Source organism: Priestia sp. JNUCC 25, assembly GCF_053667915.1.
On the sequence record NZ_CM132211.1, the window covers coordinates 4,156,645 to 4,177,130 of the forward strand.

Consider the following 20,486-nt stretch of genomic DNA (forward strand, 5'->3'; position numbering starts at 1 on the left):
CCACCTCTTTTTTCTGATTTTTCTGTTCATTTAACTTATTATAAGGGGCTAACGTTTGGGATTTCATGCTTTTTGTCACTTCTTCTGCCAACATTTTTTGTTTTTCAAAATGGAAACGCGATCATTCATCTTCTAAAAAAATAAAAAAGCACGCAGTCAACTGCATGCTTTTTTATGATCTGTTATTAAATGTTTCTATAGATACATTTCGCTGAGTCAGCCAGCTATGGGTATCCCCTGTAATAACTAGAGGCATTTGCTGAAGCTTAGCAATAGAAGTTGCTCCTAACGCAGCCATGATGAACGTTAACTCCTCATGCAGCTCGGCTATCTCTTCTACAACTGCTTCTAAACCAGACTTCATTAAAATGGATAAAAAATATCCTGCCATTCCCGTTGCAGAAGCTCCTAGCGCAATAGACTTAGCAATATCCATAGAGGTTTGAATACCTCCTGAACCAATAATGGACATACCTTCTACGTGCTGAGATACTTCCGCTAAAGAAGCTGCTGTGGAAATTCCCCAATCATTAAAGAAGTGAAAATGTTTTGCTCGTCTTTCATTTTCGATTTTCGAAAAATTGGTACCGCCGTACCCACCAATATCAACGATTTCAACACCAACATCTTTAAGTTTTTGCACTGCTTGAGCGCTCATCCCAAAACCTACTTCTTTGACAATTACAGGAACGGTTACTTCTCGGACAATGCGTTCAATACGACGTAATGCATCGGTAAAATCACGATCTCCCTCTGGCATGACCAGTTCTTGTATAACATTTAAATGAATTTGAAGTCCATTTGCTTCAAGCATATCAACCGCTTTTTTAGCTTGTTCAACTGTAGCTTCACTGCCTAGGTTGGCAAAAATAATTCCGTTAGGGTTTTCTTGACGTACTACTCTGTATGATTGTTCTTCCTTTTCATCTTTAATCGCAGCCATCTGCGATCCAACGGCCATTGCTAACTGACCATGATGAGCAATTTGAGCAAACGAACGGTTAATCCGTTCCGTTTCTTGTCCGCCTCCACCCGTCATAGCATTTATAAAAATTGGCGAACTTAACAAAAGTTCGCCAATTTTTGTATCAATATGAACATCTTGCACGCCTGTATTTGGTAAGCTATTATGAACGAAGCGAATATCATCTAGCCCGTGCAGCCGATGCTGTCCAGTTTGAATCGCATGATGAATGTGATCAATTTTACGTTTTGCTCTGCTCACAAATCATCACCATTACTTATCTTAATTTTTTTAATTGATCCCCAATCATATCACCTAATTGGAAACCTTTTGACTCTTCTTGTAATTCATAGTCACCGTAATCTTCTTGTTCTTCTTCCTCAAGATCACGAATGCTTAACGAAACGCGTCGCTCTTGTTCATTCACATCAAGTACTTTCACCGTCACTTTTTCGCCTTCAGAAAGCACTTCATGCGGTGTCCCGATATGCTTATGGGAAATTTGAGAAATGTGTACAAGTCCTTCTACTCCAGGTAGAACTTCCACAAAAGCTCCAAAAGATACAAGTCTTTTAACGGTTCCATCTACTACATCACCTTGGCGAAGCTTCGTAGAAATGTTGGACCATGGACCTTCTAACGTATCTTTAATAGATAATGAAACACGCCCCGTTGATTTGTCAACAGACAATACTTTGACTTTCACAGCATCTCCCTCAGCTACTACGTCTGAAGGTTTTTCTACACGCGTGTGTGAAAGCTGAGAAATGTGCACTAACCCATCTACTCCGCCTACATCTACAAACGCACCAAAGTCTGTTAAGCGCTGAACGGTTCCTTCTAAAACCTGACCTTCTTTTAATGACTCAAGAACATTTTCTTTTTGTTGTACAAGCTCTTCTTCTACAACTGCACGATGCGAAAGGATCACGCGATTTTTTTCTTTATCTAATTCCACTACTTTGACCGTAAGAGTTTGATCTTGATACTCTGCAAAATCATCAACGAAATGAGTTTCAACAAGAGAAGCTGGAATGAACCCTCTTACACCAATATCTACTACTAGTCCGCCTTTGACAATTTCTTTGACTACCGCTTCAAACACTTCACCTGAAGAAAGTTTTGCTTCTAAACCATCCCATGCTTTTTCAGCATCTACAGCCCTTTTAGATAGCACAAGCAAATCGTCTTCCACTTTAATTACTTTCGCTTCGACTTCGGCACCTTCTTGGATTACATCGCCTGCTTTTTCAATATGTAAGCTCGCTAATTCACTAATTGGAATAATACCGTCTAGTTTGCTGTTAGGTACATCTACATACACTTGCTTTTCTTCTACTTTTGTAATAGTACCTTTTACTGTTTCTCCTACTTCTAATGACGTTACCTCTACTTGATTCATATCTTCTGTCATCGTCTTTTCCTCCTCCAATATCCATCTACAATATGTATTCCCTTGTAAGAGTTCTTCACTCTTTTAGCTCATCATTATTGTATATAGCTCTGTATAGAAAAAACTCTCTTTGTTACTAACTTCTAATAAATAGAATCTTTTGTCAAGTCATAAGGTTACAAACTATTGATATTTTTCAATTAATTTACCAATGCTTTTCATAATAGCTTCGGTTACTTCGTCGGCTGATGCTTTTCGTTCGCGAAGCTCATCCATCTGAATTGGCGGTCCGTATACTACTTTTAACCTTGCAAAACGCTTATATGGACCAATAACAGCGCAAGGCACAACAGCTGCTTTTGAACGCAAAGCAAAAAAGCCTACTCCAGCCATCCCTTTTCCTAATTTCCCATCTTTACTTCTTGTTCCTTCGGGAAATAATCCAAGCACTTTTCCTTCTTTTAAAATCTTTAACCCTTGGCGCAAAGCTTCACGATCTGCCATCCCGCGCTTTACAGGGAATGTTTCTAACTTTGGCAGAACCGTCTTCAGAAAAGGTGCTTTAAACAGCTCTGCTTTTGCCATAAACGAAATAGGCCTTGGACATGTCACACCTACAGTAGGCGGATCTAAGTTGTCAATATGATTTGAACAAAGCAACACTCCGCCTTCTGAAGGGATATTTTCTGCACCGATTACTTCATAACGATAAACTGGTGTTAAAATGCCTTTTACAATGGCACGTGCAAACATATAAAAGCTCAAAATCATCCAATCCTTTCTTTTGTAATAGAAAGTATTTTTTCTACAACTCCTTCAATCGATAAGGAAGTTGTATCGATTTCAATTGCATCTTCAGCTTTTTTAAGAGGTGCTACTTCGCGCTCAGAATCCAGCTTGTCTCTGCGGGCAATTTCTTCTTTTAAACGCTCTAAATTTGATTCAAAACCTTTTTTTATGTTTTCGTCGTGGCGTCGCTGTGCTCTTTCATCCACAGACGCTAATAAAAAGATTTTAACTTCTGCGTGAGGTAGCACGTGTGTACCGATATCACGTCCATCCATTACAACGCCTCCATCTTTAGCAAGGCCCTGCTGTCTCGCTACCATCTCTTCACGAACTGCACGATGTTTCGCTACGATGGATACAGAGTTAGTTACTTCTGCGGAACGAATTTCACTTGTAACATTCTGTCCATTCAAGATGACTACCTGTCCAGATTCAGACGGTTTTAAATCGATTACTGTTTCGTTAAGCAAATGCAATAGCTCTTCTTCATTTTGCAAATCTACCTGGTTTTTCTGCGCTTGATACGTTAGAGCACGGTACATCGCTCCTGTATCAACATAAATATATGATAAGGTTTCTGCTATAATCTTTGCCACTGTACTTTTCCCAGCAGCTGCAGGACCGTCAATCGCGATTGAAATTTGTTTTTCCATAAGTGCCTCCCTTAATTTCAAAACAGGAACAAACCACTTTCATCTTTTATACAATGAGCCATTTTATATGAAGCGTTTATAAACGAAAAAAAGAGCAGGGGGTCTTCTCCTGCCTGGTGTTCACTGCATGTTTCTTTCCTAGTTATTCTACCATACGTCCGACTACTGGTCGAATGTTTCAATAATTTTATTAAAATTATTTTTGCTAACTCCCTCATACTGAATAACCTTTGAGAAATATGTACTGTGACTGCTAGATAGTAAAATACATTGGGCAATTATTAAAAACACAAATTGAATAACCACTAATTTAATTAAAATTCGTTCTATTCGATTCACCTTTTTTCTCCTTTTGTAAGAAGTAATACCTTTGCTTACAGTTTAGGAAAGAGAAGTTTTTTTTATACGCTAAAGAAGACCTTTTCTTCTTAGGTCGAGCTGACGCTTTAAGGTATAACGAATCATCATTTCTTTCGTTTGTTTTTCCATATTCATAAATTTAATAGATAGCTGACCTACTTTACAAGGAGTCGGGGCGGTAATTCGTACAACTTCCCCTTTTAATTCAAGATGCTGCAAAGCTCCCTCACGATTAGGAAGACTTAATCGTACAACAACCGAATCTTTCTCATTAAAAAGCAGCGAGTGATGGAAGGAGCCAGCTATTCCACCTGCACTGATGTTTTTAGTCATGATTTCCATTACATCCTGCTGTTCTTGTTCACTTTCTATCACCGCCTTCACTGTAAGCGGCACACGGAAAAAATTTCTTCTTTGGATGGATTTTAACTTTTTATCGCCCGGGTAAAAGAGCTTCACAACAGGCATGCCTTTTATTTCACGCCCTGTTACTTCAGTTGGAAAGGTATATACATTTTGATCATATCCAATAAACGTAGCAAGCAATTTTGTACCTTTTAGTAAAAAAGCACTTCGCTGCGTTTCTTCATTTAGCGGATAGCTAATATAAATCACGTCTTCCGTAAACTCAACTACTTTACATCGATATGTTTGTTGTAATGTAGACTCTCTGTGCCCGCTCTCTAACGTCAACCTCATTCCCGCTTTTATCATCTTCTCTCTCCTTCAGTTCCACTATATACACTTTTTCCCTTTATTTAAACATAGTCAAATATGTTTATTTTGTAAATATAAATTAGTTATTTAGACTCAATAAAATATTACAAAACACAAAAACCAGTGTCTATAGACACTGGTTTTTATCAACTTTACACTTCATTATATAAAGGTTCTGAGTTTTGCAGTTTTTCGACTTTTTCTTCAAAACCCGTATCGGCATTGATGAAAATACGATACGTATCATTTTTTATTGTCCCTAAAAACTCATAGCATAGCACTTCTTCGTTTAAATCATTCGTAATAATTGCCAAGCGTTCTTCCATCACTTTTACATTCGAGTTCAGCTTGGTTTTTGCCTGTTCTTTCGAAATTTTAGGTTTTGGAATATCTCTTGTACGATGTTTTAATAAGAAGTCTTTAGCTGAGAAACCAATCACAGATCCATCTTCTAAAGACATTTTCATTTTAACTGAATCCGGATAAATCCGAACTCCACTTTCCGTTTGCTCTACGAATGTAAAGACTCCCATATTATCATATTGAGCGCTTTCAGCCATCACTAGGCTTTCAAAACGATGATCTTTTAAAAACTTAGTCGCTTTGTTCATAGCATCGTTTAAACTAATATTTTGTTTTTTAATATCTCGATCTTCGAGCACCCAAAGCGGATATCCACCTTTTTGTGTAATATCCATATACGTCTCTTGTTTAGTCTTTGGATCTGTAATGGTTAAGCTGTACACCTCATAATCGGCATCTTTTCCGCTCTTTACAATATGAATTTGTTCATTTCCTTTTAAATTCAAAAACGAACGCGCCACTTGTTTTGCAACATCTTCACTAACTTCTCTACCTTTTAATTGATGAAAAGCGTTTTTTTCCTGCTCATTCGTTGCATTCATAACGCCTAAATCTGTTTCGGCAAAAGAATCCATACTTTTTTCAACGGTTTTTAATCCGTCAATAATCGTATTGTCCCCTTGCTTTTCTTTTGTGGCTAAGGCTAGCTCAACATCCATCCAGCGCAAGTTATTATCAATGACTAGATGCTGTACTTGGCGCATTTCATTTTGAATTTCGCCTGACTGATCATAAAGCGAATTTAACGTTTTATACTCTTTATCTGTTAGGGGGGATTTGCTTAAATCCCTTACCGCCACTTTATACGTAAAGTCACCAACATCTGAAAGAAACTCTTCTGTTTTATTGAACGGTAAAAGCGATAAAGGTAGCTGTCCTACATTGTTATGAGCTTCAGAAGTTAAACGCCATACTTCTGCAAGCGCGGGCGAAAGCTGATCTCTCGAACTCATGGCGAGCGTGCCACCAATTTTATCATTTAATAAATCTAGCTGATATGACAAATCATGAAATGCTCGTTGATACGTATTCTCCGCTTGAAGCAGCACAGCATCTTTTTCTTGATGTTCGCTGTACCCCCAATACCCTACACCTACAACACCAATAGCTAATAATACAATTAAAATTGTTCGAATCATGTTTCCTTCACCTCTCTTTATCGACAGAAAATGTGTTTCCCGATTTGCTTAATTTGAGGACGTGACCAAATCCATGCGCTTGTTGCTGTATCCGGATTAAAGTAATAAATAGCATTCCCAGTAGGATCCCATCCGTTAATCGCATCCATAACCGCTTTTTTAGATGTTGGATTGGGTTCAAGCCAAATTTGCCCATCTGCTACGGCAGTAAATGCACGCGGTTCAAAAATAACTCCAGCGACTGTATTTGGAAATGACGGACTGTTAACTCGGTTCAAAATAACGGCCGCTACGGCTACTTGGCCATTATATGGTTCACCCCGTGCTTCACCATGCACGGCATTTGCCATGAGCTGAATATCGTTTTGTGAAAAACCGCTTGGTACATTCACCGCTGTTGGCTTTTGTGCTTTTTCTTTCTGTTGTTCAGAATTTCCTTTAGACGTATTACGCTGCGGCTGACTGGCAGGTTTTTTTGCTTGAGAAGATCCGCTTTGTGCTTTTTGCTGACCATTGTTCACCCTGCTTTTCCCACTGCTACCGCTTCCTTTAGACTGTTGATCAAGAGGCTGACCGCCATAGTGCGTAAACTTATTCCCTTTTCTAATTTGATTTTTCACATAGTTTTCGTGATATTTTGTTGCGTTGGCTAATTTAATCTTTGTTTGCCAGCCTGCTAAACCGTCAATCTTTTTAATGCCAAATTCATATTGAAAATTGCGCAGTGCCCAGTATGTGCTCCATCCAAATACACCGTCAATTTTCCCATTATAATAACCTAAATACTGAAGTCTCGACTGCAGCTCAATAACGTCATCTCCAACTGCTCCGTGTTGAATGACTTGATTTGAAAACGCGTGAGCGGCCTTTGGACTCACAACGGATGCTGCAATAAATGAACATATGCATATGAGACATGCATACTTTTTAAAACATCGAAATGATAACATGACAAAACCTCCTACATCGTATGTAACTGATAAGATGATAGGAGTATTTTTTGTAAAGGTTGTTTTTTTATACAAGATGCGCAAAATTTACCGAAATGAAAAAAACTCAGCTCGTAAATCTCTCAAAAAAGATTTACAAGCTGAGCCTAGACAATCGATGGCTGTTTGGCCTTTTTTACTTTTCTTAACGCCAGCCACCATAAATAAATCATAAATGGAATAATAATAAATACCCAATGATCCATTGTTTTTAAAATATAATCATATGTTCCATGTAAAATGAGCGGCGCAAATACGGAGTACAGCGTCCACTTCGTTTTTTCCTTTCCTTCAGAAAACTTTGCTTTCCCTAAATAATACCCCATAATGACGCCGAATAAAGCATGACTAGATACGGGTAAAAAGGCTCTTCCTAGCGCTGATTCTAAACCATTTGCAAATAAATATAAAATATTTTCAACGGTAGCAAAACCTAATGAAACAGCTGCCCCGTAAACAATTCCATCATAATGCTCATCAAATTCCACATGCTGATAAATCGTGAAATATAAAATGAACCATTTGAAAAATTCTTCTAAAAAGCTTGTCGTAAAAAATGCTTGAAGAAAAGGTGATTGAAAAACGTGTTCTTCACCAAATACATATTGAATAAACATAATTGGCAAAACAAGCATTGCTCCAAAAATAAATGTTTTTAATACCATTGAAATAGGCTCAGTTTCATATTCATCTTTCAAATAAAAAAAACTTAACAATGCCAATCCTGGCGCAATGCCTGCAGATACAATCGCCAACATAAATAGCGCCTCATCTCCTCTATTTTTTTTAATAGTAACATGTTATCTTTAGGATGAAAATCTCCGTCTATAATGTCCTTATCTTTATATGTAAATGCTCACATAACTTGCTGTCGATTTACAAAGCCTAACAAAGACCTTAAACAAGTATACCAAAAAATGTATCATACTTATATGAAAAATTGAAAGGAGCTCTCTATGAAAACTGTTTATATTCTTCACACCGGCGGCACAATCTCTATGAAAGAAGACATGGCAACTGGATCGGTAACACCAGATATTCAAAATCCGCTCCACCGCTCAACATCATCTGTTTCAGGTATGGCCAATGTAATCGTAGAAGAAGCATTTCATCTGCCTTCTCCTCACATTACTCCTAAGGAAATGCTTATACTTTCAAGAAAAATACGCGATAAAATTAATGAAGGCAAAATTGATGCAGTCGTGTTAACCCACGGTACGGACACGCTGGAAGAAACCGCTTATTTTTTAGATTTAACAGTGCATACAGATATTCCAATTGTCTTAACTGGAGCCATGAGATCAAGCAATGAAATTGGTTCAGACGGTCCTTATAATTTTATATCTGCGGTTCGGGTGGCTATTAGTGACGGCGCAAAGGGAAAAGGTGTCTTAGTTGTGATGAACGATGAAATTCATACCGCTGAAAATGTGACCAAGACCCACACAAGCAACGTGGCGACATTTCAAAGCCCTCAGTACGGGCCAATAGGATTAATCACAAAACGCGGCGTATCTTTTCACCACATGCCTACAGAACATGAATTTTATCCTGTCAATCAGATAGATAAACAAATCACTTTATTAAAAGCTTATGCAGGAATGGACGACCATTTATTTCGAGCAGTGGCTTCAATGAATGTTGATGGACTTGTAATTGAAGCCCTCGGTCAAGGAAATCTACCTCCTCTCACAATTCCAGGCATTCAATTGCTTTTGGAGCGAAAGATACCCATCGTGCTCGTTTCTCGCTGTTTTAATGGAATTGCCCAAGATGTATATGGATATGAAGGCGGTGGCAAGCAGTTGAAAGAGATGGGCGTTATTTTTTCAAATGGCTTAAATGGTCCTAAAGCACGCATTAAACTGTTAGTTGCTCTCCAAGTAACAACGAATCATGATGAGCTGCAGCAGCTATTTAATCATTAGTAAAACAACGCATAGAAGCCTATGCGTTGTTTTTGTTGATAATATGAGAAGCAATTGATTTTCCATGAAAACGTCCATTTTCGATAAAAATCTCATTAGCATTGTTTCCTGCAGCAATCACACCAGCGATATAAATTCCTTCCACGTTTGTTTCCATCGTCTCTTCGTTAAAAGAAGGGCGGCCTGTTTCATCATCTAATTCCACACCCATTTTTGTTAAGAACGAATGATCAGGGTGATAGCCAGTCATGGCAAAAACGAAATCGTTATTAATCGTAGATTCTTTCCCTTCCTGCTCATATGTTACCGTTTCATCCGTTATCTTTGTTACATGAGCATTAAAATGCATCCCAATTGTTCCATTTCGAACCAGCGCCTCAAATTCAGGCAATATCCAAGGTTTTACGCTAGGTGAGTAATCTGAGCCACGATAAATAACCGTCACCCTTGCATCACACTTCACCAATTCCAGAGCTGCATCGACGCTAGAGTTTTTTCCGCCTATAACGACTACATCTTTATCAAAGTACGGATGCGCTTCTTTAAAATAATGAAATACCTTTGATAAATCTTCACCAGGCACATTCATATAATTAGGATGATCGTAATAGCCCGTAGCTATAATGACATTCTCCGCTTCATATGTCTCTTTAGATGTTGTGACAATAAATTGGTTTTCCGCTTGGTTGTCTACTTGCAAGACACGTTCAAACGGCTGAATTCGAACTTGCTTGCGCTTCACCACTTCTCGGTAGTAAGCAAGAGCTTGGTTGCGCACAGGCTTACGATTTTCGGTAATAAAAGGGACATCCCCAATTTCTAGTTTTTCACTCGAACTAAAAAACGTTTGGTGGGTAGGATAGTTATAAATTGCATTCACAATGTTCCCTTTTTCAATTACAAGGGCATCAATACCTGTATGTTGAAGCTCAATAGCTGCTGAAAGGCCGCATGGTCCTCCGCCAACAATAATTACTTTTTCTTTCTTCATGCCTGTCACTCCTTCAGTTGTAAACGCACCTTTTTTTTATTTTAACGCAGTGTAAAACAAAAAAATCTCCTCATTAATGATAGGAGATTTTTTCTATTTACGCAATTGTTCTGCTGTTCTGTTTTTAAATCCAGCCTCTGAAACGAGAGCCTTCTGCCATTTTTCTTACGCCTATCATATAAGCAGCTAGACGCATGTCGACTTTTCGAGTTGTAGAGGTTTCGTAGATGTTATTAAATGATTTAACCATTACTTTTTCAAGCTTTTCTTCTACTTCTTCTTCCGTCCAATAATAACCTTGGTTATTTTGCACCCATTCAAAATAAGAGACTGTTACACCTCCGGCACTTGCCAAAACGTCTGGAACTAATAAAATTCCTCTCTCTGACAAAATGCGCGTTGCTTCAAGAGTTGTTGGTCCATTTGCTGCTTCTACTACAATACTCGCTTGAATGTTATGGGCGTTTTCTTCTGTAATTTGATTTTCAATCGCAGCTGGAACTAGGATGTCACAGTCAAGTTCAAGTAGCTCTTTGTTGCTGATTGTATTATTGAATAATTTCGTTACTGTACCAAAGCTATCGCGTCGATCTAATAAATAATCAATGTCTAAACCGTTAGGGTCATGCAGCGCTCCGTACGCATCGGATATCCCTACAATTTTAGCGCCAGCGTCGTGCATGAACTTAGCTAAAAAGCTTCCTGCATTTCCAAACCCTTGTACTACTACCCGTGCACCTTGTAATTCAATGCCTCGTTTTTTCGCTGCTTCACGAATACAGATAGTTACTCCTTTTGCAGTCGCTGTTTCACGGCCGTGCGAACCACCTAAGACAAGGGGCTTTCCAGTAATAAAGCCCGGTGAGTTAAATTCATCAATCCGGCTGTATTCATCCATCATCCAAGCCATAATTTGTGAATTTGTAAACACATCCGGCGCTGGAATATCCTTTGTTGGTCCAACAATTTGGCTAATCGCACGAACATATCCGCGGCTTAAACGCTCTAATTCTCCAAAAGACATATTTCGAGGATCACAAACAATTCCACCTTTTCCTCCACCGTAAGGAAGGTCAACGATTCCACATTTTAAACTCATCCATATAGATAGAGCTTTTACTTCTTTTTCAGTTACGTTTGGGTGAAAACGAATTCCGCCTTTCGTAGGACCAACTGCATCGTTATGCTGCGCTCGGTGACCTGTAAAAATCTTAACTGATCCGTCATCCATACGAACAGGAATTTTTACTGTCATCATTCGTAATGGCTCTTTTAATAGTTCATACACTTCATCAGGATAGCCTAGTTTTTCTAACGCTTTATGTATCACTGTTTGTGTAGATTTTAAAACATCATGCTTCTCTTCTTGACTATTTTTACTGTCTTGCATCTTGTCGGCTACCATCTGTAAACCTCCTAAAATGTATCGAAAATTATTCGTTTTTAATTGAATGGTGCTTCTTTCATGACATAGTATACACCCTTAGTTTTACATTGCAAAGGAAAATATCGAACTTTTAGTATTTTTTGTGTTCTTCTAAGAAAACGCTTCCATTAACTTTACAAGGTATGCTACAATGTTTTAAGTCTGCCTCTTTTCTAGTATGCTTTAATCGTCTAAAAAAAATAAAAAACACCCGGTGATAAAGAGCACTTTCAACAACTTTGTACAAGCTGAAAGTGCAGCCACTCTTATTTTAATAAAAGTGCTTTATCCTTCACGGGTGTAATTATTTCAATTAAACAGTTAAGAAAAGACAGAGTTAATATACTCCAAAGCTCTCTTTTCTACTAACATTTTTCCATATTCATTTACGCGGTGCTTTGTAATTGTAGAGGGATTTCCATACTCCGCCAAAACCGCAATCATATTCCCCACTTCAGCCGGTGACAGCATTTGATAATCCAACAGCACGTAAAAACGTTTTTCAAATGAATAGAGCACGCTATCCGTATCGTAAAAGTTTGACATGCGTTTGGTCAGCTGAATGACATCTTCAAATGAATCAAACTCAAAAAACATGTCTTCGCTTTCATCTAGCATGACCTGCATTTCAATGAAGTCTTCGAACTCGTCTTCATCTAACTCACCGTAGCTGGTTTCTTCTTCATACTGCTTTGTCACAAATACAACCATTCCCTGTGCTTGAAGTGAAAAAACTTCTACCGAAAGAGAATTTGTAGGTTCAAAGTTCAGTTCTTGAGAAGCTTGCTCTATCATCTCACGAAAGAGCTGCTTTACTTTGAATGTATCTGTCCATAGATCTTCTTTTGTTAACCCTCTTTCTTTTAAATCATCGTAGGTCAAAAAAACTTTTAGCTTATTATAGTTTAATCGTTCAAGCCTCATTAGCGTCCCTCCCCGCTTGCACTCATAACCACATGGTTCGATAATGCAGTATATGTATTTTTTGGAAAACGGTTCGTGATGTTTACTTACGAGTTTACAGGTTTATGATAGGAAAGACAAGCTATTCTCAATCAATTTCTGCTAATTTTTTTGTTAGCCAGCTGTTCCACTCTTCTTTTGTATTTCCTAAAATAAACGGCTGGGCCTCGCCTTTTCTTTTGCTATCTAAACCATCAAACACATAACCGCCTAATCCTACTTTGAGATGCGGGAATTTCTTTATCATTTGGTTCGTCAAATTTAGTGTTTTCTCGGCATTTTCCATCATTGTGCATGACATAAATAAAAACGTTGGGTCTACTTCTTTAACAATTAACTCAACATCTTTATCTTCAATGCTGCTTCCTAAATAAATAACCTCAAACCCTTTACGGCGTAAAAATAGCGTAAAGATTAGGAGTCCCACTTCATGTGTCTCGTTAGGACCGCATACAGCAATCGCTTTAGGCAATAAGCCATTTGAAGGCAGCGAATAAAAAATCATGCTGATACGCGTTTTTAATACTTGAGTCGTATAATGCTCATGAGCACTTGTAATTTGCCCTTTTTCCCACATATCTCCAACCGTCACGAGTAGAGAACCCAAAATATCAATAACCACTTTTTCTACCGAATACAGGCTAAAAGCATGATTAATTAAATCCTGTGCTTTTCCTTCTTCAAAAGATAAAAGCATCGTTAACAGCTCATCCCTAATTTTTTGAGGGGAATCTACTTCTCCTTCTTCTTCAAACGTTCCTACTGTACTACTTTCCGTTTCTAATAACGAAACCGCTTGACTTATCGTAAAACCTCCGCTCACTTTTTCCGTGAGCCATTTTAATTTCCTCAAATCTTCCTCTGTATATAACCGATGCCCCGAATCGTTGCGGACAGGATTTAAAATTTGATAACGTCGTTCCCATGCACGCAAAGTTCCCGGCTGGATTCCGACCATATTTGAGATGGCTTTAATATTATACTTCCCTTGGTGAGCCATACGTAACCTCCAACTACTCTTCGTGAACTGTATCTATTAATTGAATTATAGGATAAGTTATCCTGTGTGTAAAATTTGTATATGCTATGTAAAGATTTTGTTCAAGGCTATTCTTTCCTTTTTAAAGTGATATAATGCGTTTGGGCTCTAGCTTGTAAACGGAGAGGCAGTGAGGTTGTACCATATCCGTTACTGACAAAAAGAGGAATCTTTCGTTTTTCTTTCAGCCCTCCTAATTCATACATACCAAAATTAAATAAGCGTATCTGTCCCCCGTGTGTATGTCCGCTCAAAATTAAATCTACTTTTGATTCTTCATCTACATAATAGATAACATCAGGATTGTGGCTTAGAAGAATGGTAAGCTGTTCAGGTTCAATGGAAGAAACAGCTCTCTTTAGATTTATCTGACCTTCTGATAAATCATCTACCCCCGCAAAATGGCATGTAGTACCATATTTAGAAATGGCAAAGACATGCTCGTTTTTAAGGGCAATAACTCCTTCATCTTTAAGCATCTGCTTCAATTGCATTTGACTTACTTCGTAATCATTATTTCCCCAAACAAAATAGACGGGTCCTAGCGTTTTAAGCTTTTGAATATTTTGACGAGCCCGCAATAAAGGGACTCCTCCTTCTAATAAATCACCGCCTATGATCACAAAATCTACTTCGCCCGGTATTTTTTCCAACAGCTTCGACGAAACTGTTCGCTTATGTATATCCGATATAAAAAACAGGCGCAAAGGCTGCTGATTTTCAGGAAATCTTGATAAATGAATCGTTTTTTCTTCGACATATGTACGATGGGCTTCTGAAAACATAAAAATCAGCAAGCCTATGCCTAACGCTAAAACAATTAAAAGAATAACCATATATTCTCCTTCTTTTCATTCTATACCCGGTGTGCTTCTGTTAAAGAAGAAAGGGCATAAATTATCGCAATTGTTAACAAACCTACTACTTGATAAAGCGCAATTGCACTTAACGATAAAATCCCTATCACACATAGACATGAAACAAGGTATTCATGCCATTTTACCTTATAGCCTTTTAGAAGCAATCGACTTTGCAGAAACACTTTACGAACTGCCGCCGACAGACAAAAAAGAGCCGTGAAAAACAAGATTATAACACTAAACACATCTAACGGATGTAAAATCATTTGAATAAGTAAATAGGTTAACGAAGCTTTTGAGCCTACAGCCGTTAAACTGCTGATATAATAACTGCATAACCACGCAGCCAGCAAGTTAAACCAATCCCTCACAAAAAAACCCCCTTCACTAAACTTCTATGTAAAAAGAGGCTTTTTCATGCGATTCTATTTGTTTTCATGATATAAATTAATTCCATAGGTTGACTGCATCCAGCGGAACGTTTCTTTTCGGTGCTCCCATGTTTCAGGCGTCGCCCATAACTCTTTGCTTCTTTTAATAATCTCACAGCGCAAATCTTGAAAAGTCTTTTCTGCTTTCTCGCTTTTTTTCCGCAGCTGTACAGTATAAAAGTAAAGTGAGACGGTAAGCAATAGAAACATCAAATGCCCCATGTTGCCTAACAAAAATGAAAAAAATTCGCTAAACGTCGTAAAAAAACCGCTTTGAAATATGAAAAAAAAGTAGCTAATAACAGCCGTTACACTGGCTAAAAACAAAAGCTTCCATTTTTTCTCTTTAGCTTTCAGCTTATTGACTGTCTCTTTTCTTTTAATAACGCTCGCTAATATATATTGAAGTGTTTCATCGCTTTCAAAGTCTATCACTTTGTTTTCCATCATTCCACCCCCTCGTATGCTAGTACAACATATGAGGGAACATAAAAGATTATGTGGGTAGCACTGAAAATAATGGCTGTTTCCTTAACCTTTACTGCATTAGTTCTTCTGGCTGTGCAGATTCCCCTTTTGATTTTCGTATCTGCAGGCCTAATAAAAAATCAATGAGAAAATGAGTAAAAATCGTGACATACAAATTTTCAGTCCACCAAAAAAGTAACCCTATTAAAAAGCTTAAAAACACAACCGAAATAAAAAGAAACCACTTTTTTAAATATCGAATGTGAACGAGTGCAAATACGATACTCGCCCAAAAAAGGCCAAACTGAACTTGTATAACCCCTCGAAATAGTATTTCTTCTGAACATGCAACGATTAGGCAAATAAGAACCAGATGAGGAACAGAACGATTAGCAAATAAACGTTCATTGATCCCTCCGTCATCGTATAAATGCTCAGGTACGCATTTCATTAGAAGTATATCTCCTCCTACTACCAAGAGAGCTGTTCCTCCCCCGTACAATAAAATAGAAGACCAATCCAGCTGAAAAAACTGCAAAAAGGAATTCCACGAATCGAATGTAAAAAAACCGATGCCTAAAGCAATGAAGCAGATGAGCAGCTGTGTTACATATAAATTTTTAACTAGCTCTGCATCTGTCATGGATGAAATAAGCTCTTGCTGTGATTTTGCCATTATATCTCTCCTTGACGAAGCAAACGAGCTAATTCTAATTCCCAGCCTTGAAATGTCCATTGCTCCTGCTCACCATTTGTTTTTTTATAGTTTTCTAAATCCAAGCCGCAGCAATCGCAACAATTCTCAAGCTCTGATTTTCCCGTTTCATCGAAATAGCCAAGCAGCACGTGACGACGGCATTCTTTTGTCTCAATAAACCCCTTCATCGCACGGTACTTGTCATGTTTGTTTCGAAGACGTTTATTTACAGCTGTAACAATCGTTTCATGCAGCGATTCAGGAATTTTCCAGGGTTCAACATGTTCATTTTCCACTGCATTTTCTCTGTACAAATAATAACGAATAAATCGCCAATGTGTTTCTTGAACACCCACTGTATAAAGAAAGTGAGACTCTACTTGTTTTAAAGGAATGGCCTGATCATGGTTTCGTAAATACGACAAGCAGTATAAGATGGTATCTGAAGAAGGAAGCTCAATTTCAAGTAAAGAATGAGCAAAATCATCGTCTCCTTCAGCATAAAGCAAGATCGCAATACTGTTTCGCTGATCGCGTCCACTTCTTCCAATTTCCTGTACATATGCTTCTAGCTGCGTAGGTGTATGAAAATGAATAACAAAGCGAACATTCGATTTGTTAACCCCCATTCCAAATGCACTTGTGCAGCAAATGATATCAAGCTGATTTTCTAAAAATTGCTGTTGAACAAGCATTCTTTCATTCGGTTCCATTCCCCCATGGTAATACTGCACTCGCTGTATCCCATTTTCCTTTAGAAGCTGTGTTAATGCTTCTGTCCAAGATCGGCTGGAACAATAGATAATTCCCGGACCTTGCAGTTCACTAACGTACATCAGTAACTTCTCTTTTTTTTCTTCAATACTTGCAACAAAATCAACTTTCATCGCAATATTACTTCGATTCATGGAATAGATGTGCTCGTTGACAGCAGGAAGCGATAAGTAGCGCTTAATATCTTCCACTACTTCCCTAGTCGCAGTTCCCGTTAATGCCAGACATAGCGGACTGCCAAGTTCCTTCCATATATCTCCTAGCTGTAGATAATCTAAACGAAAATCATGTCCCCACTGAGAAATACAGTGCGCCTCGTCCACAACGAAAAGGCCTACCTTTGCCTGCTTTAATGCTTCTACTACAACAGCATTTTGCAAAATTTCAGGAGATGCATAAATAAAACGATAAAAAGCTAAATTTTTTAGCGCTCGTTGTTTTTCTTCTTGTTGTAGGAAACTATTTAAGGCAATAACTCGCTTTTCTCCGCTTGCCTTTAGTTGTTGAACTTGATCTTCCATCAGTGAAATTAAAGGAGATACAATCAGCACCGGTCGGTTCAACAAATAAGCTGGGAGCTGATAGCACAATGATTTTCCTGTTCCTGTAGGAAGAACCGCTAACACATTATGACCCGTTAAAATATCTTGAATAATCTCTTTTTGTCCTAGTCGAAATTGGCTATAGCCAAATTGTTTCTGTAGAAGTTGTTCTATCTTCACATCAAACACCACTTTTTTTAGTATCAGGTAAAATGTTTTGCTAATACGAGACGAATCTGAAAATAGGTAACGTCGTCTTTTACTTCTTCCTTTATCACCTTTAATTTATTTGTACGCAAACCTTCAAAGGCTGAGACAATTTCTTCCTGCTGCTTAGGCGATACGTATGCATCGATTGAAAAAGATGGAACAAACAGAGCTAATTCTGCAATATGATCTTCAATTGTACTTTCTTTTAAACGCCTTATATAAGCAATTTCTTCAAGCGTCTTGCCTTTTTGAAGCCAGCTATACGTTTTTAACGTCGAGCTTGTCAAAGGCAATTCTAAATATAGATCACGTAAAAAAGAAGAAAGTACATGAAAGCTTTCATTATTTTCACTCACTTTTTCAATGATATGGTGAATAACCCCTAAAAGTTGAATATGAACATAATGCTCATCGAGTTCATATTGATATGCTAACTGATTTTTTGTAAAGCCTACTCTTTGGTATCCAGTCAGTTGCAAAACAAAAAGAGACGCGTCCCGTTCCGTACAACCTTTCAAGCACGTTCGGAGCTCTTCGAATAGCTCGGCCGCTAACTCTTGACGCGTTTGCTTTTGAGACATAATATACGTTTTGACCCATTGAATAACCTCAGGATTTTTGGAAATGGGTAAAAACCCTTTTTGAAAATACTGTAGGTTTGATAAGGTCTGAATGAACAAAGTGATTCTTGCTAAAAATAATTGAGTACTGCTTGCGAATTTCCATCCGTCTAAAGCTGGATGAAAGGGTCGAGCCGTCAGTTCATCTTCAAGGCGTGCTTGTCCCTTATCTGTCATCACATACTTTTGATTTTCAGTTTCTTCAATATACTGCTGTTCTTTTAAATATGCAACGCAGGTTTCAAAAGACCGTTTATCTAAGTAAACAAATGACTGAAAAAGAAACGAAATTCCAAAAATTTTTCCGTCTTGAATCGTTTGAGCTGACTTTTTACCTGTTAATAAATGATAAATACCATAGGCGGTTCGCTCACCTTTTAACTGTTTTATACAAAATAAAATGCTAACTTGAATATAATTCAAAGGTGTCAACTTCCTTTCTCATTCATTGTACCAAAAGTGACCAATAGCATGTGAGATAAAGGCTTTTTAGCTCTTTCCTTTATGTATCAAAACGTTTGGGTAAGTGAAGAAACCTTGATTTGATAAGCATTCTCAGTGACTTTTCTATTGAAAAGTTTTATAAATCATTTTACAATGAATAAGGAGAAATTTCACTCTTGATTCGCGAAGAGATTATATAATGAGAAATTTTCGAACACTTTACAGGAGGTCTTGTTATGCCAAAATATACAATTGTTGATAAAGATACTTGCATCGCATGCGGCGCTTGCGGAGCAGCAGCACCAGACATTTATGATTATGATGATGAAGGTATTGCATTCGTAACATTAGATGATAACCAAGGTGTAGTAGAAATTCCAGAAGATCTAGAAGATGATATGATGGATGCAATGGAAGGCTGCCCTACGGATTCAATTCGCGTAGCGGATGAAAAATTCGAAGGCGATGCTAATAAATTCGAATAAGTATTGAGCAAACCTGTAGTGTACATGCTGCAGGTTTTTTTATATATAAAAATCGCTCTCCCCGGGAGAGCGATTGAATTAAACAGCAATGCGACGCGTGATCCATTGCTTCATTTTTGAAAACAATAAGACAAAGATAACCCCTGTTGCTGCTCCTTTTATTAAGTTAAACGGCAAAATACCTGCAACGATATATTGACGTGCTTGTTCACTAGACATTTCTGGCGATTGTAAGAAGATTGTATACGCTGGTAAGAAGACATAATAATTTAAGACAGCCATGAGTACCGTCATTACCACCGTACCCGTAACCAAACCTATCGTTACGCCTTTAGCCGTTTTAAATCGGTTGAACATGTATGATACAGGAAGAACGAACAGTAAACCAGCCACAAAGTTCGCCACTTGACCAACTGGAACCCCTGTAGCACTTCCTTGAATTAAATAATTCAATAAATTTTTTATTCCTTCTACTATAACAGCAGCCATCGGTCCGAATACAAGTGCTGCTACGAGTGCAGGAATTTCGCTAAAATCAATTGTTAAAAACGGAGGTAATCCAGGAATTGGAAAATTAATCATCATTAAAATATAAGCAATACTACTTAACATTCCTAGTACAACCAGCTTTTGAGTTTTCTTACTTTGTTGCATCTTGCCTCTCTCCTTCTTTGTGATCCACTCTTCAAAGAAGAAAGGTTCAACTTTATATCCCCACGCAAAAACCTCCCAACAAATGATTCGTTGAGAGGAGACATGGCAGGCATATTTAATAAACGTTCATCACATTAGGTTTTGAACGCTGAACCTCCACCTTCTCCCATCCAGACTGTACTGTCGGCTTTGGAGTTTCACCAAATCTGCTCGTATGTATTACATATAAGCTCGCGGGCTCAAAACAATTTGTTTTTTACCGCCGGTCGGGAATTTCACCCTGCCCCGAAGATAGACCAATATTTAATTATGAATTTATTATATGTTATCTCGAATTAAAAGTAAATAAAGAAGTTTTTTAATTCCTATTAAATTGATGTCTTTTATAAACTCCATTACTGTTTTTATATGTAAAATAAGGAAATAAGTGCATAAACAACAGCATTATGACATATTTATAGTTCCAATTTACGTTTATAATTGTGTATTTGATAACTAATCTTAAAGTTTGAAAAATAAAATTGACAGAATTTTTTTAACATGGTAAATTATCAAATATTTGATGATAGTAAAATCCAAGGGAGATG

Annotated in this window: 22 protein-coding genes and 1 riboswitch; of the genes, 2 read left to right on the plus strand and 20 right to left on the minus strand. The window is 37.7% G+C overall.

Annotated elements, in window-relative coordinates; translation table 11 throughout:
* Positions 1 to 172 precede the first annotated feature (172 nt).
* From fni to prsW, 9 genes are all read right to left on the minus strand, one after another.
* Positions 173 to 1,225, minus strand: a complete 1,053-nt coding sequence (gene fni / locus JNUCC25_RS21800) for a type 2 isopentenyl-diphosphate Delta-isomerase (RefSeq protein ID WP_013059026.1) — start codon at positions 1,223 to 1,225, stop codon at positions 173 to 175.
* Positions 1,226 to 1,241: 16 nt separating this feature from the next.
* Positions 1,242 to 2,378: a 30S ribosomal protein S1 gene (rpsA, locus tag JNUCC25_RS21805; protein ID WP_013059027.1), complete on the minus strand. Its 1,137-nt coding sequence runs from the start codon at positions 2,376 to 2,378 to the stop codon at positions 1,242 to 1,244.
* 162 nt (positions 2,379 to 2,540) lie between these two features.
* Positions 2,541 to 3,128 carry a lysophospholipid acyltransferase family protein gene (locus JNUCC25_RS21810; protein WP_013059028.1) on the minus strand — a complete coding sequence of 196 codons (588 nt, stop codon included), beginning with the start codon at positions 3,126 to 3,128 and terminating at the stop codon, positions 2,541 to 2,543.
* Positions 3,125 to 3,799, minus strand: a complete 675-nt coding sequence (gene cmk / locus JNUCC25_RS21815) for a (d)CMP kinase (protein ID WP_013059029.1) — start codon at positions 3,797 to 3,799, stop codon at positions 3,125 to 3,127. Before cmk ends, JNUCC25_RS21810 begins: the two co-directional genes overlap by 4 nt.
* A 162-nt stretch (positions 3,800 to 3,961) precedes the next feature.
* Positions 3,962 to 4,138, minus strand: coding sequence for a YpfB family protein (locus tag JNUCC25_RS21820; protein WP_013059030.1), 177 nt, complete (start codon positions 4,136 to 4,138; stop codon positions 3,962 to 3,964).
* Positions 4,139 to 4,207: 69 nt separating this feature from the next.
* Positions 4,208 to 4,873, minus strand: coding sequence for a flagellar brake protein (locus JNUCC25_RS21825; RefSeq protein ID WP_053487718.1), 666 nt, complete (start codon positions 4,871 to 4,873; stop codon positions 4,208 to 4,210).
* Between the two features lie 155 nt (positions 4,874 to 5,028).
* Complete coding sequence (gene ypeB, locus JNUCC25_RS21830) at positions 5,029 to 6,378, minus strand: germination protein YpeB (RefSeq protein WP_029320395.1); 1,350 nt, start codon at positions 6,376 to 6,378, stop codon at positions 5,029 to 5,031.
* Between the two features lie 17 nt (positions 6,379 to 6,395).
* Positions 6,396 to 7,328 (minus strand): spore cortex-lytic enzyme, encoded by a 933-nt coding sequence (gene sleB, locus JNUCC25_RS21835; protein ID WP_013059033.1) that lies wholly within the window; start codon positions 7,326 to 7,328, stop codon positions 6,396 to 6,398.
* A gap of 146 nt (positions 7,329 to 7,474) precedes the next feature.
* On the minus strand, positions 7,475 to 8,125 hold the full coding sequence (gene prsW, locus JNUCC25_RS21840) for a glutamic-type intramembrane protease PrsW (protein ID WP_013059034.1): 651 nt from the start codon (positions 8,123 to 8,125) through the stop codon (positions 7,475 to 7,477).
* Positions 8,126 to 8,323: 198 nt separating this feature from the next.
* Here prsW and JNUCC25_RS21845 point away from each other — a divergent pair, with 198 nt between their 5' ends.
* A complete protein-coding gene (locus tag JNUCC25_RS21845; RefSeq protein ID WP_029320392.1) occupies positions 8,324 to 9,295 on the plus strand; it encodes an asparaginase in 972 nt (323 codons plus the stop codon).
* A gap of 19 nt (positions 9,296 to 9,314) precedes the next feature.
* On the opposite strand, the gene JNUCC25_RS21850 is transcribed toward JNUCC25_RS21845, so the two are convergent.
* The 10 genes from JNUCC25_RS21850 to JNUCC25_RS21895 all read right to left on the minus strand — a co-directional run bounded on the left by JNUCC25_RS21850 (position 9,315) and on the right by JNUCC25_RS21895 (position 18,739).
* Positions 9,315 to 10,286, minus strand: coding sequence for a YpdA family putative bacillithiol disulfide reductase (locus JNUCC25_RS21850; protein ID WP_029320390.1), 972 nt, complete (start codon positions 10,284 to 10,286; stop codon positions 9,315 to 9,317).
* A 124-nt stretch (positions 10,287 to 10,410) separates the two neighbouring features.
* Positions 10,411 to 11,676 (minus strand): Glu/Leu/Phe/Val family dehydrogenase, encoded by a 1,266-nt coding sequence (locus tag JNUCC25_RS21855; RefSeq protein WP_370506064.1) that lies wholly within the window; start codon positions 11,674 to 11,676, stop codon positions 10,411 to 10,413.
* Between the two features lie 357 nt (positions 11,677 to 12,033).
* Entirely contained in the window at positions 12,034 to 12,636 is a 603-nt protein-coding gene (locus JNUCC25_RS21860; RefSeq protein ID WP_098288278.1) for a genetic competence negative regulator, read from the minus strand.
* 127 nt (positions 12,637 to 12,763) lie between these two features.
* On the minus strand, positions 12,764 to 13,675 hold the full coding sequence (locus JNUCC25_RS21865; RefSeq protein ID WP_454222462.1) for a MerR family transcriptional regulator: 912 nt from the start codon (positions 13,673 to 13,675) through the stop codon (positions 12,764 to 12,766).
* A 107-nt stretch (positions 13,676 to 13,782) separates the two neighbouring features.
* A complete protein-coding gene (locus tag JNUCC25_RS21870; RefSeq protein ID WP_055992947.1) occupies positions 13,783 to 14,550 on the minus strand; it encodes a metallophosphoesterase in 768 nt (255 codons plus the stop codon).
* Positions 14,551 to 14,570: 20 nt separating this feature from the next.
* Entirely contained in the window at positions 14,571 to 14,945 is a 375-nt protein-coding gene (locus JNUCC25_RS21875) for a hypothetical protein (RefSeq protein ID WP_064472103.1), read from the minus strand.
* Between the two features lie 54 nt (positions 14,946 to 14,999).
* The gene (locus JNUCC25_RS21880) at positions 15,000 to 15,452 is read right to left on the minus strand and encodes a DUF2663 family protein (RefSeq protein ID WP_029320381.1); all 453 of its coding nucleotides are present in this window, start codon (positions 15,450 to 15,452) and stop codon (positions 15,000 to 15,002) included.
* Positions 15,453 to 15,543: 91 nt separating this feature from the next.
* Positions 15,544 to 16,149 carry a CPBP family intramembrane glutamic endopeptidase gene (locus JNUCC25_RS21885; RefSeq protein ID WP_013059043.1) on the minus strand — a complete coding sequence of 202 codons (606 nt, stop codon included), beginning with the start codon at positions 16,147 to 16,149 and terminating at the stop codon, positions 15,544 to 15,546.
* The gene (locus JNUCC25_RS21890) at positions 16,149 to 17,666 is read right to left on the minus strand and encodes a RecQ family ATP-dependent DNA helicase (RefSeq protein WP_098279061.1); all 1,518 of its coding nucleotides are present in this window, start codon (positions 17,664 to 17,666) and stop codon (positions 16,149 to 16,151) included. Before JNUCC25_RS21890 ends, JNUCC25_RS21885 begins: the two co-directional genes overlap by 1 nt.
* Before the next feature lie 23 nt (positions 17,667 to 17,689).
* Positions 17,690 to 18,739: a helix-turn-helix domain-containing protein gene (locus tag JNUCC25_RS21895; protein WP_098326283.1), complete on the minus strand. Its 1,050-nt coding sequence runs from the start codon at positions 18,737 to 18,739 to the stop codon at positions 17,690 to 17,692.
* A 257-nt stretch (positions 18,740 to 18,996) separates the two neighbouring features.
* On the opposite strand from JNUCC25_RS21895, the gene JNUCC25_RS21900 reads away from it, so the two are divergent.
* Entirely contained in the window at positions 18,997 to 19,245 is a 249-nt protein-coding gene (locus JNUCC25_RS21900; protein ID WP_013059046.1) for a ferredoxin, read from the plus strand.
* Positions 19,246 to 19,323: 78 nt separating this feature from the next.
* Here JNUCC25_RS21900 and JNUCC25_RS21905 read toward each other — a convergent pair whose 3' ends face one another.
* Positions 19,324 to 19,899, minus strand: a complete 576-nt coding sequence (locus tag JNUCC25_RS21905; protein WP_013059047.1) for an ECF transporter S component — start codon at positions 19,897 to 19,899, stop codon at positions 19,324 to 19,326.
* A gap of 154 nt (positions 19,900 to 20,053) precedes the next feature.
* Positions 20,054 to 20,196, minus strand: a riboswitch (FMN riboswitch).
* Positions 20,197 to 20,486: the final 290 nt, after the last annotated feature.